The sequence below is a fragment of the Pontibacter sp. LHS1 genome (assembly GCF_058932855.1).
Genome location: NZ_JBZYWF010000014.1, coordinates 57431 through 70826 on the forward strand (window position 1 = coordinate 57431; position 13396 = coordinate 70826).

Below are 13396 nucleotides of genomic sequence, written 5' to 3' on the forward strand. Positions count from 1 at the left end.
AAATGGCGAAACTTAACGCATGATGGTCACTGATGTCTTAACTGCCGGCGTATCGTCACCGAACTCGATGATGGCGTAGTAAGTACCGTCTGGCAGTCGTTTGCCATTGTTCGTACCATCCCACTCTTTGCCATATCCTTTCGACTCGAATACCGGGCTACCCCAGCGGTTGTAAATCGTTACTCTGCAGTTAGGGAAGGTCTCCGGCAGGTTGCGAATCACCCAGGTGTCGTTGATGCCGTCACCGTTCGGTGTGAAACCGTTCGGAATGTCGAGTTCGCCGAGGCTCGTCACGTCAAATTCAACCTCAGTGATACAACCGTTGGCATCACGCACTTTCAGGTAGTGCTTGCCACCGCGCAGGTTCAGGAACTCTGACTCTGATACAAACTCCCCACCGTTAAGCGAGTAGACATATGGCGCTGTGCCTCCGCTGATCGTGCTCACTTTGGCGCTGCCTGAGTTAGGCTTGCCAGGTAAACCATCTGTCACGGCCATCTCTACTTGCAGTGCGGCCGGCTCCTTGATCTCTACTGCACCCAATGTGATCGTACAAGTAGAAGAGAAGCGGGTGATCACCTGGTAAGTACCCTTCGCCAATCCCGTGAACTCTGGGTTTTTCTGGAAAGTCTTGCCATTGTCGATGCTGTACTCTGTGTTAGCGTCGCCGCCGGTAGCCTCAATCAGGATAGTACCGTTCTTGTCGCCGAAGCAGCTGATGTGACTTACATTCGCCACTTTGCTAGACAGACCAGCTACTGTTACCGGCACTGTGAAGGTACAGCCCTTGGCGTCTTTCACGGTCAGGGTATAGCTTCCGGCTGCTACGTTCGCCAGTGTGGCTGAAGCAGAGAAGTTAGTACCGTCGAGTGAGTAGGTATAAGGAGCCGTGCCGCCGGTTACCTCTGTTACAGTTACCTCACCAGCTTTATCGCCACAAGTGGCAGCTGATACTGTAAACTTCGTATCGGTTAGCATTGGGCTGTTCTGCAACGTTACCGCCTCTATCAGAATACAGCCGCTGGCATCTTTCACCGTTACCTGGTACTCACCTTCGGCAAGACCGGTGAAGTTTGGCTCAGTCAAGAAGTTGGTTCCGTCGATGCTGTAGGTATAAGGCGCTGTGCCACCTACGATCTCGCTGATGGCGATACGACCGTTGCGCTCACCACAGCTGGCATCCGTACCGGTTGCAGTGAAGCTTTCTACTCCACCGCTGCTCTGCACTGCCTGCTCTACCGTGATGGCACAACCTTCAGCGTCTTTGATGGAGATGGTATAAGCACCCGCTGCCAGATTAGCGAAAGTAGCTGCACTCTGGAAGCTGCCACCGTTCAGGCTGTAAGTATAAGGCGCGGTACCTCCGTCTACTGCTGTCACTGTGATCGATCCGTTTGTCTCGCCGCAAGCAGCTTTGTTTGCTGTAAGCGTCGCTTCTTTCGGACCTTTCTCACTAACTGTCACAGTTGTTACCGTGCTGCAGCCATTGGCGTCTTTCACCGTCACATCGTACTCACCCGGCGCCAGTGCCGCGAAGGCAGTAGCGGCCTGGAAAGTCGTGCCGTTGATGGAGTAGGTATAAGGTGCCACACCGCCAGTTACCTGGCTTACATTGATGGCTCCGTCATTTGTGTTGCAGGAGGCAGCGGTTGTGCTTGCAGTCAAGGACGAAGGACCCGCTACGTTGTCTACCACTACTTTCTTCTCGATAGTACAGCCGTTGGCATCGCGCACCGTGATGGTGTGCTCGCCAGCCGCTATGGAGGCAAAGACTGTTTCGCTCTGGAAGTCACCGCCATTCAGGCTATAGGTATAAGGCGCTTTGCCACCTGCTACACCACTTGCCGTGATGCTGCCATTGGCTTCGCCGCAGGTAGCTGTTGTGGATGCAAGCTCAAAGCCAGTCGGACCGGCAATGTTCTCGATCACTACTGCTTTGCTGAAGGTACAGCCGTTGGCGTCTTTGATGTAAACCGTATGGTTGCCTGCCGCCATACCTGTCAGTTCAGCTGAAGTCTGGAAATTTGTTCCATCCTTGCTGTAGGTATAAGGAGCGCGTCCTCCGGTCACTGCACCAATTGTTACGCTGCCGTTGCTGGCGCCGCAGGTAGAGGCTTTTGTCGTAGTGGCAAATCCTTCCGGACCGTCGGTGTTGGTTACTGTCACCGCTTTCGCGAAAGTACAGCCGTTGTCATCCTTCACTGTCACCAGGTACTCACCAGCAGCCAAACCTGTGAAGTTTGAGGAAGTCTGGAAGTTGGTACCGTTGATGCTGTAGGTATAAGAAGACGTTCCACCCGCTACGTTGGTCACATTGATCTGTCCGTTGCTGCTGCCGCAGGTTGTGTTCTGGGCTAAAGCGGTGAGGTCAGAAGGGCCGGCTACGTTGTTGATGGTGATGGTCTCGGTGTGCGTACAGTTGTTGGCGTCTTTCACTGTGATTGTGTACTCTCCTGCCACAAGTCCCGAGAAGCTGGCTCCGCTTTGGAAACCGCCACCGTTCAGGCTATAGGTATAAGGCGCCACGCCACCGTCCACTGAAGTGATTCGGATACTGCCATTATCGCTGCCGCAGATTGAGTTGCTGGTTGAGACAACAAAGCTTCCCGGACCATCTTTGTCAACTTTTACGGTAGTCATTGTCTCGCAACCGTTGGCGTCTTTCACAGTCAGGGTATACTCTCCTGAAGCCAGACCTGTAAAGCTAGTTCCGGACTGGAATGCACCGCCGTTCAGGCTATACTCGTAAGGAGCCGTACCACCTGTCACCGTGCCAGCCGTGATGCGGCCGTCGTTATCGGCACAGGTTGCCGCTTGTGAACTTGCCGCCACTGCCGAAGGACCAGCAATGTCAGAAACTGTGAAGGCTTTCGCGAAGGTACAGCCTTTGTCGTCTTTCACGGTAATGGTGTATTCTCCTGCTGACAGACCTGTGAAAGTTGGAGAAGCCTGGAAATTCCTACCGTCGATAGAGTAAGAATAAGACTCCGTTCCACCTGAAACATTCGTTACCGTCAGTTCACCGTTTGCTGCGCCGCAGGTAGAAGCGGTCATGGATGCTGTCAGGTTAGTAGGCCCTGCAATGTTATCCACTATGATCTCCTTTCCGAAGGTACAGCCGTTGGCGTCTTTCACGGTAACGGTATACCTGCCTGCCAGCACACCTTCGAAAGTAGTGCCCTCCTGGAAGTTGCTGCCGTCGATACTGTAGGTATAGCCACCTGCTACACCCGTCACACCTGTCACGCTGACCGTGCCGTTGGCGCTGCCACAGGTAGAGGAAATGCTGGCCAGGATCATGTCGCTAGGACCGGCTACATCTTCTATCGTCACGACCTTGGCAACTATACAGCCATTGCCATCTTTCACCGTGATCGTGTGCTCACCTGCCAGCAGTCCGGTTAGGGTAGCTGATTCCTGGAAGTTCACGCCATCTTTGCTGTAGGTATAAGGCGCTGTGCCTTCTGTTACCTCACCCACAGTTACGCTACCGTTTGCACGGCCGCAGCTGGAGCTCTTCAACGTTACCACAAAATCAGACGGACCAGGGATGTTCTCAATCGTAACAGACTGGGTATAGGTACAACCGTTTTTATCTTTCACGGTTACTTCGTAGGTGCGGGCAGCCAGTCCTGCAAAAGTAGTTTCGTTTTGGAAGTTGCTGCCATCTATACTATAAGTATAAGGAGCAGTTCCACCCGTCACCTCACCTATTGTAAACTGTCCGTTGCTGTCGCCGCAGGTAGAAGCTGTTACAGCTATTGACAATTCGGAAGGACCCGCAATATCGCTCACCTGCACCTGGCGTGTAATGGTACAGCCTTTGGCGTCTTTCACCGTAATGGCGTGCGTACCGGCCACAAAACCAGTCAGTGTCGCTGATTCCTGGAAATTCACTCCATTCTTGCTGTAGGTATAAGGAGCGAAACCACCCGTTACTTCGCCTACTGTGATAGTGCCGTTGTTGCCGCCGCAGGTAGTTGAAGAAGTCGTGCTGGCAAAAGTAGTCGGAACATCATTCGTTACCGTCACCTTTGTCGTTACGGTACAGCCATTGGCGTCCTTCACCGTCAGGGTATACTCTCCTGAAGCAAGTGCTCCAAAAGTAGTCTCTGTTTGGAAGTCACTGCCGTTGATGGAGTAGGTATAAGGCGTTACGCCGCCAGTTACCGATCCTGCTGTGATACTGCCATCATTATTGTTGCAGCTGGCAGGGGCAAAAGAAGCCGCTAGCGCAGTCGGCCCGCCAGTGTTCGTTACCGTTACCTGTTTTGTCACGATACAGCCATTGGCATCTTTCACGCGGATGCTGTAGTTACCTGCAGCCAATCCTGTGAATACATTCGACTCCTGGAAGTTCACGCCGTCGCGGCTGTAGGTATAATCTGAAGTACCGCCTGTCACACCTGTTACTCTGATCTCGCCGTTGGCGCTGCCGCAGGTAGAAGAAGTCGTTTCGGCTGTCAGGTTAGTAGGTCCGGCAATGTTATCCACCACGATTTCCTTACTGAAGGTACAGCCGTTGGCGTCTTTCACCGTAACAGTGTAAGTGCCGGCTAGCACAGCTTCGAAAGTAGTGCCTTCCTGGAAGCCGCCACCGTTCAGTGCGTAGGTATAGGTAGAGCTGCCGCCTGTCACGCCTGTTACACGGATCGTGCCGTTGGCGCTGCCGCAGGTAGAGGATTCGGCTGAAAGCGTGATATCTGTTGGTCCAGGGATGTTATCTATTTCAATGGTCCTGGTAAACTCACAACCATTGTCATCCTGCACCGTGATGGTATACTCACCGGCAGCCAGCCCTGCAAACGTATTTCCGGATTGGAAATTACGGCCGTCGATGCTATATGCGAACGGAGCCGTACCGCCTGTCACCTCACCTACTGTGATGCTGGCATTGCTGTCGCCGCAGGTAGAGGACGCAGCGGTCAGTTCAAAGTCGCTTGGTCCAGCGATGTCTTCAACTTCTACAGTTACTGAACCCAAGCAGCCGTTCTGGTCTTTCACCAGCACCTCGTAGGTATCAGCCAGCACATTTTCGAATACAAGGCCATTCTGGAAGTTAGCGCCATCGATGCTGTAGGTATATGGACCCACACCGCCTGTTACACCACTTATCGTGATGCTTCCATTTGCAGCGCCGCAAGTTGTCGCAACTGGTGTCGCTGTGAACTCGGGACCTGCAATATTGCTCACAGCTACTGACTTGGAGAACACGCAGCCTTTGCTATCGCGCACCCAGATAGTATGCGAACCTGCCGCAAAACCTGTCAGCGTAGCGTTAGTACTGAAGTTCTCTCCGTCCTTGCTGTATTCGTAAGTACCGGTGCCACCTGTTACAGTCCCCACCGTAATACTGCCGTTACTGTCGCCGCAAGTAGAAGCGATGGATGTACTGGCAAAGTTGGTCGGTACGTTGGTGTTTACTTTTACTGTGGTGGTGACGGTACAACCGTTACCGTCCTTGGTTCTTACGGTATAGTCTCCGGAGGCCAGTCCAGTAAAGTTCTTCGACTCCTGGAAGTTGGTACCGTCAATGGAGTAGGTATAGGTTCCTGTACCGCCTGTTGCCGTACCCACCGTAATCGAACCGTCATTATTCAGACAGCTGGCTGGCTGGGTAGTGGCCGTTACAGCTGTTGGTCCACCGGTGTTGGTTACATTGAACTTCTGAGCGAAGGTACAGCCTTTGGCGTCTTTCACCGTGATGGTATACTCACCGGCAGCCAATCCTGTAAAGAGATCGCTTTCCTGGAAGTTCACGCCGTTACGGCTGTAGGTATAACCCTCTGTTCCACCAGAAACACGGGTTATACGCAGTTCGCCATTGGCGGCACCACAAGTCGAGGCTGTTATTTCTGCAGTCAATCCATCCGGACCAGCAATGTTCTGCACTTCTACTTCTTTGGTGAAGGTACAACCTCTGGCGTCTTTCACCGTGATGGCATAGGTGCGTGCCGCTAAGCCTGTGAAGGTAGCCGACTCTTGGAAAGCGCCGCCATTCAGGCTGTAGGTATAGTCCGAAGTTCCTCCAGTTACTGCACTCACCGTGATAGAACCGTTGCTATTGCCGCAGGTAGATGATACTGCAGCCAGCGTGATATCAGTCGGGCCAGGAATATTGGTTACTTCGATTGTCTGAGTAGCCACGCAGCCTTTTTCGTCACGCACCGAAACGATGTACTCTCCGGCGGCCAGGTTCGCAAAGCTATTGCTGTTCTGGAAGGTGCCGTTGTTCAGGCTGTATTGATAAGAACCCGTTCCGCCTGTCACATTGCTCACCACGATCTGTCCGTTGCTGTCGCCGCAGGTACTGGATTCAGCCGCTGCTACAAAGCTTGGGCCTGCCACATCCGTTACGGTAAAGCCTTTTGCAAACGTACAGCCGTTTTCATCTTTCACCGTGATGGTGTAGTCGTCAGCCAACAGACCTTCGAAAGTAGCTGACTCCTGGAAGTTATCACCGTCGATGGAGTAGGTATACGTTTCCGTATTGCCTGTTACCCCTGTCACAGTCAGGCGACCATTCGGGTTACCGCAGCTAGAGGCTGTAGCAGTCGCCACGATGTCACTAGGGCCAGCGATGTCGCTTACCGCAATCTGGCGGGAAACCACGCAGCCTTTGCTGTCGCGCACCCAAATGGTGTGGGTAGTGGCGGAGAAACCAGAAAGGGTATTGTCGTCACCAAAGTTCTGGCCGTCCTTGCTATACTTATATGGACCTGTACCGCCTGTTACACCAGTCACCGTAATCGTACCGTTGCTGTTACCGCAGGTAGACGGGTTGGTGGTGAAGGCGAAGGTAGTCGGCACGTTGGTGCCTATTGTTACTGATCGGGTGATGGTACAGTCATTCCCGTCCATTACCGTCACGGTATAAGGACCAGCGGCAAGGCCATTGAAAACATTGCCTTCCTGGAAATCTCTTCCGTTGATAGAGTAGGTATAGGTACCCGTTCCACCTGTTACATTACCCACTGTAATGCGGCCGTCGTTATTCTGACAGCTAGCTGCAAGTGTAGTAACTGCTACCGCTGTTGGGCCAGGGGTGTTAATAAGTGTAAAGGTTCTGGAGAAAGTACAGCCATTGACATCTCTAACCGTGATCACATGTTCTCCCACTGCCAGACCAGTGAAGGCAGGCGAGTCCTGGAAGTTCACACCATCGCGGCTATACCTGTAGCCACCGGCAGTGCCTGTTACGCCAGTTACCCGGATCTCGCCATTGGCTGCACCGCAAGTTGTGTTGCTCACAGTAGCGGCAAAGCTAGTAGGACCTGCCACATCCGTCACAGTCACTTCTTTCGTGAACTCACAGTTTTTACCATCTTTTACTGTGATGCGGTAAGTGTCAGCCGTCAGGTTGGCGAAAGTATTGGAAGTCTGGAAATCACCACCGTTGATGCTATAGGTATAAGAACCGCTGCCGCCTGTCACAAGGCCTACTTCGATGCTGCCGTTATTGCGACCGCAGCTCGAGGCATTGGCAGTGAAGGCAAAATCAGACGGGCCAGGTATATTCTCAATTCTCACTTCTTTGGAGAAGGTACAGCCACGGGCATCTTTTATAGTAATGGTGTGCGGACCTTCTGCCAAGCCCGTCAGCGTAGCCGAAGTCTGGAAGTTCTGGCCATCTTTGCTATAGGTATAAGTACCAATTCCTCCTACAATGCCACTCACTATTACGGATCCGTTGGCGTTGCCGCAGGTTGCCGCACTTGGTGTAATCGTGAAATTAGTTGGTACGCTCTGCCCTACTGTTACGGATGTGCTCACGGTACAGCCGTTGGTGTCACGGGCTGTTAAGGTATAGACGCCTTCTGCCAAACCCGTGAAGGTGGTACCCGTCTGGAAAGTGCCACTGTTGATCGCGTATTCGATCGTACCGGTACCTCCTGATATCCCATTGACTGTAATAGTGCCATCGTTATTGTGGCAGCTGGCCGGTGCGGCACTTGCCGTTAAAGCTGATGGCCCCTCTACATTGGTCAGGGTAAATGATTTGGAGAAGGTACAGTCATTGTCGTCCTGCACGGTGATCGTATAAGCGATTCCGGCAGCCAGTCCAGTGAAGGTATTACCCGTCTGGAAAGTGCCACTGTTGATCGCGTACATGAAAGTACGGTTACCTGCAGAGGTTACGCCAGTTACCTTGATCTCGCCGTTGCTGTCGCCGCAGGTAGTGGCTTTGAGGTCAACCGCAAAGTCAGTTGGGCCAGGGGTGTTGGTGATAATCACCTCTCTGCTGATGGAACAGCCTCTTTCGTCTTTCACCCACACCGTATGGGTATCGGCAGTAAAACCGGTAAGTATAGGTGAAGCTTGGTAGGTCTGGCCGTCCTTGCTGTATTCCAACTCACCAACGCCACCTATTACACCAGAGATTGTAACCGTGCCGTTCGGGTTGCCGCAGGTAGAAGCCACCGGTGTAGCAGTAAAGGTAGTCAGGGTCTGCTGCTCAACAATAACTGAAGTAGTAACTATACAGCCATTGATATCGCGGGCCGTCAGGGTATAGTCACCAGTTGCAAGGCCGGTAAAGGTAGTGCTGCTCTGGAAGTCACGGCCGTTGATGGAGTACTCCATCGTACCGGTGCCACCTGTTACCGGGCCTGCTGTAATAGAACCGTCATTGTTGTGGCAGCTGGCAGGGGCCGATGTTGCCGTTACGGCTGTTGGCCCAGGCACATTGGTTAGTGTGAAGGATTTAGCAACCGTACAGCCGTTCGCATCTTTTACAGTAATAGTATGGTTTCCTGGCGCAAGTCCGCTGAAAGTATTGGAAGACTGGAAGTTTGTACCATCCTTGCTGTAGGTATTTGTACCAGTACCATCAGTTACGCCCGTCACAATAATGACACCATTGCTGTCACCGCAGGTTGGGTTTATAGGTGTCGCAGTGAAGTCAGAGGGGCCGGTTACTTCGGTGATCGTGAGAGACTGCGATATGGCGCAGCCCTTCTCGTCTGTCACTGTAACAGTGTAGTTACCGGCAGACAAACCATTGATGGAAGCAGTGGTGGCGCCATTGCTCCACTGATAACGCACTGTACCTTGAGCGCCTGTTACATTGGCTGTGATCGTACCTAATGTACCGTTACAGATAACAGGTGTACCCTCCAGGGCCACCTGCATATTATAAAAGGTGATCAGCACCTCGTCACTCACCGCCGAACAGTTACCGTTGCCAGTCGAGGTAAGGGTCAGACGAACAGAGCCTCTGCTGATATCAGCCGCAGAAGGGGTGTAGACCGTATTTAGGTCATCAGCATTAGAGAAAGTACCGGAGCCATTCGTAGTCCAGCGGCCGCCCAGTGCTGCTGTTACAGTACCTGCCAACTGCACGGTACCAGATGCGCAGGCAAGTTGATCTTCTCCTGCATTGGCCGTCAGGTTGGTCACGACCGTCGTTGCCGCCGAGAACTCCTGGCAATTATCATGGTTTTTGGGAACAGCAACAAATTTGTGCGTTCCAACTGTCGTAGCATTATAGGTTAGGTTCCTACCAACAAGTGTATTATTGGGATCATACCAGAAATAGTCAAACTCTCCGTCGCCCCCTGTTACACTTCCTGTGAGCGTGGTACTACTTCCTCCTGGGCAAATAATAGCTGGGTCAGGCCCAATGGAAACAACTGGCTTGGGTAAGAAGGTAACTTCTACTTCATCAGAATAAGCAGAGCTGGTTGCGCATTCACTAGAAATCACAGAACCACTAACACGATAAACTACAGACGCTGGCGCTGTTTCATCTGGTGTTACAAAAGGCTTGGCTGATGTCACATCACTTAAAAACCTTTCATACCCTTGTCCGGAAACATCCTCCCATCTGATTGAACCCTCCAGAAAAGTAGCTGGCGCACTGAGCTGCTTGGAACATCCTCCAATCACAGACACAGGAGCCATCTCCTCAAATGCTGCTAAGGAAGTTATAGCATAAACATTCGAATTACCACCAGGTTTACAAATTGTTAAGGTAATGGTGTTTGATCCTGTTCGGGGAATACACATTAGCTGACCAACCGGGTATGTTTGTGTACCACAGTCAACAGTATAGTACATTGCGCCGCCAGGCTCTGCTCCAGATGGAACGCTTAGCTCCATTTGGGAAGCATCCTTATCCAGTGTAACAACTATTTGCACACAGTTGCTTCCACCACAGGCGCTACCGCTTCTTTTAACTGATGGGGACTCCATGTAGCCATTGGGCTTTCCAGTTAAATCGATATAAACTGTCTGCACCTGCGCAAACACATTAGGGGATGCTACTAACTGTAACATCCCTAAAAGTAAAATCGCAAGAAAATGGGTGATTTTTCGAGTAGAGCTTATTTCCATACAGGCGGGGTTAATGTTTCAACTGATTCAAGGGTCACAATAATTTTTAATAAAGGCATACAGTATAAAGTAACAATGTAACAGACCATAAGTCCAAAACAACAAATATAACTTTGCTTCTATGCATTTTTAAACTATTCCAGTTTAATTAAAATATATAAGGAATAAATTAAATAAATACAGTTAAAATTAACCTAAGTTAGCTGGAAACTCGCATCGCGAATGAGACGCTACCAGAAGCTTAAATCGCCTCTTTACCACTTATTTAAACCTGAGCCAGACTAAAATACAAAGTTTCAATAATTCAAAACTATGCAAATTTTATTTAATATAAAGGAATAAACCAACAAAAGGTAACTTTACTTTTTCAAAGTTCTTACTGCAACATTCAACTATTGCCATAAATGAATGAATTCTAAATATTATCACAGTTTATGAATTGTTATGAGTTAGCTGGTAGCGGTTATATTTTAGTAAAACCTATCACAAAATATTACCTTTGCACATCTCTTACCTAAGTTAGATTCTGATATGAGCGCCAAGAGCTTTGAGCTATTACTTGAAACCGCCTATGCACCTGCTCCGCCACAAGTATTTGAGGAGCCGGCCACTGCTGTGTACCAGCAGCTGGAGCAAGCTTTGCAGAGTTCCCGCACCAAAGGAGGTAAAGTGGCAGATGAGGTGGGATTCCGGTTCGAACGCCTGCGATTGGGCGTGGCCATTGCCCTGATTAAAGCTTATGCCCGTCTGGCCGACAATGAAGGGGCCAAAGATGTATTGCAGCTCTTACAGGAGGCGGTCAAAGCAAAAAGCACACGCGAAATTGACAAGATCATCCAAAAGAAGATAGGCTTGTTTGACAACCTGTATCATGAGATTTTTGTGAACGAGCAGCGAGAACATCTGCTGGCCCTGTTTGAGCAAACCCTGGATGCCACTTCAAAAGAAGAATTAGATGACCTGATACTGGAAGGGCTGGAAGCTTTGCAGGAGATTGACTTTGATGCGCCACAGGCTGACGAAGACGAGGACGACCCCATCGATGAAGATTTCCTGAAAAGTATAAAGTAAACTCAAGCCTCTTTTAGGCCGATGGAAATAACCCTCACTACTCCTGCCCTGCTGTTTCCGGCCATTTCATTATTGCTGTTGGCCTACACCAATCGGTTCATGGCGCTCGCCAACCTGATCAGGAGCCTGAAAAGCCGCTATGCTTCCACGCACAACCATCTGGTATATGGGCAGATTGAAAACCTGCGCATCCGCCTGGTACTGATCCGGAACATGCAAGCCTTTGGCATTGCCAGTATGTTTGGTTGCGTGTTTTGTATGTTCATTCTCTTTGCAGGATACAACACCGTCGGCAAGTACACCTTCGGCCTGAGCTTGCTGTTGCTGATGATCTCACTGGCACTCGCCCTCCGCGAGATACAGATATCGGTAAAGGCACTGGAACTAGAGTTGAATGACCTGGAGGAGAGTTCAGCACAATAGCTAACGGTTTACATCCTGATAATAGCATCAATATCCTATAACTGCCCCTTGTAGCTGTTTCAATTGTAACTCTCCTACCTCCAACACGACAAGCAGGTATAATTTTACCCATCATTGCTTACCTTTGTGGCTATTTGTTTAAAGTTAGAGATTTAAAAGTGAGATCGCTCTCACATGCAACTTCTGACGAATAACTATAGACTCTTATCTCATACAAATGACCGCTAACCCGAAAAATCTGGCCATTAAGGATTTTGTGTACGAGCTGCCAGATGAGCGTATAGCCAAGTACCCACTGCCAGAGCGCGATCAGTCAAAGCTACTCTATTACAAGAGCCATAATATAGCCGACCATATTTTCACCGATCTGCCGGGGCTTCTGCCTACTGGCAGTTTGCTGGTGTTCAACAATACCAAAGTGGTACAGGCTCGCCTGATCTTTCAAAAACCAACAGGTGGCGCAGTGGAGATTTTCTGTCTGGAGCCGGTAAAGCCTCACCGCGAAGTGCAGTTGGCTATGCAGCAGACACGCAGTTGCACGTGGAAATGCCTTGTGGGCAACAACAAGCGCTGGAAAGAAGGCATGCTGAAAATTTTCTTTGAAGGAGGCGTCGTAACAGCCGAACGCGAAGCACAGCAGGAAGGTCATTTCCTGATTCGTTTCACGTGGACACCCGCCGAGCTTACTTTTGCCGAAGTACTGGAGCGCTGCGGACGCCTGCCACTGCCACCCTACCTGAACCGCGAACTAACTCCGGAAGACCGCACCCGCTACCAGACCATCTACGCCCGCAACGAAGGCGCCGTAGCTGCCCCTACTGCCGGACTTCATTTTACAGAGCGGGTAATGGCAGCTTTGCTGGCTAAAGGTATAGCGAGCACTTACCTGACTCTGCACGTAGGCGCCGGTACTTTCAAGCCTGTGAAAGCTGACACCATGGAAGCCCACGAAATGCACGCAGAGCAGCTAATGGTCTCAAAGCAGGTGGTAGAGCAACTGTTGCAACACCTGGGGCAGCCTATTATTCCTGTCGGGACGACTTCGATGCGCAGCCTCGAGAGTCTGTACTGGCTGGGTACTTTGCTCCTGCAGCAACCTAAGTTAAGACCCGAGGAACTGCATGTAACCCAATGGCTGCCCTACGAAACCAGCACGCCACCTGCCACACCCGAAGCACTGCAGTCTTTGCTCGATTACATGGAGCGGCACCAGGTCGAACATTTGCATGCCAGCACCCAGATCATCATCGCGCCAGGCTACACCTTCCGGATCTGCAGCGGACTGGTTACTAATTTCCACCAACCGGAGAGTACGCTCCTACTACTGGTCGCTGCACTGATAGGTGAGGATTGGAAAGAGGTATACCGCCACGCCCTGAAAAACGACTACCGCTTCCTGAGCTATGGCGACAGCTCACTCTTGCTGCCGTAAAACCCTGATGACCTCACAGTGTCTCCCGGACCTGAGAGTATCTTGTTAACTACACAGTATAGGTATAGACAAAGTACTGCACCGCAATTGGCGTAGACGCTCGCAGGAGCTGCGCGTATTGTAAGGTCTTCTGAG

The 13396-nt window shown here is 50.9% G+C and carries 4 protein-coding genes; 3 read left to right on the forward strand and 1 reads right to left on the reverse strand.

Features of this window, described 5'->3' with window-relative positions; genetic code table 11:
• Nucleotides 1-12: 12 nt before the first annotated feature.
• On the reverse strand, nucleotides 13-9903 hold the full coding sequence (locus AC5FXQ_RS19465) for a T9SS type B sorting domain-containing protein (protein WP_493604078.1): 9891 nt from the start codon (nucleotides 9901-9903) through the stop codon (nucleotides 13-15).
• Between the two features lie 963 nt (nucleotides 9904-10866).
• On the opposite strand from AC5FXQ_RS19465, the gene AC5FXQ_RS19470 reads away from it, so the two are divergent.
• From AC5FXQ_RS19470 to AC5FXQ_RS19480, 3 genes are all read left to right on the forward strand, one after another.
• A complete protein-coding gene (locus AC5FXQ_RS19470) occupies nucleotides 10867-11406 on the forward strand; it encodes a hypothetical protein (protein WP_493604079.1) in 540 nt (179 codons plus the stop codon).
• Nucleotides 11407-11427: 21 nt separating this feature from the next.
• Nucleotides 11428-11829 carry a DUF2721 domain-containing protein gene (locus AC5FXQ_RS19475; RefSeq protein WP_493604080.1) on the forward strand — a complete coding sequence of 134 codons (402 nt, stop codon included), beginning with the start codon at nucleotides 11428-11430 and terminating at the stop codon, nucleotides 11827-11829.
• Nucleotides 11830-12046: 217 nt separating this feature from the next.
• Complete coding sequence (locus tag AC5FXQ_RS19480) at nucleotides 12047-13261, forward strand: S-adenosylmethionine:tRNA ribosyltransferase-isomerase (protein WP_493604081.1); 1215 nt, start codon at nucleotides 12047-12049, stop codon at nucleotides 13259-13261.
• The last annotated feature ends 135 nt before the right edge of the window (nucleotides 13262-13396 follow it).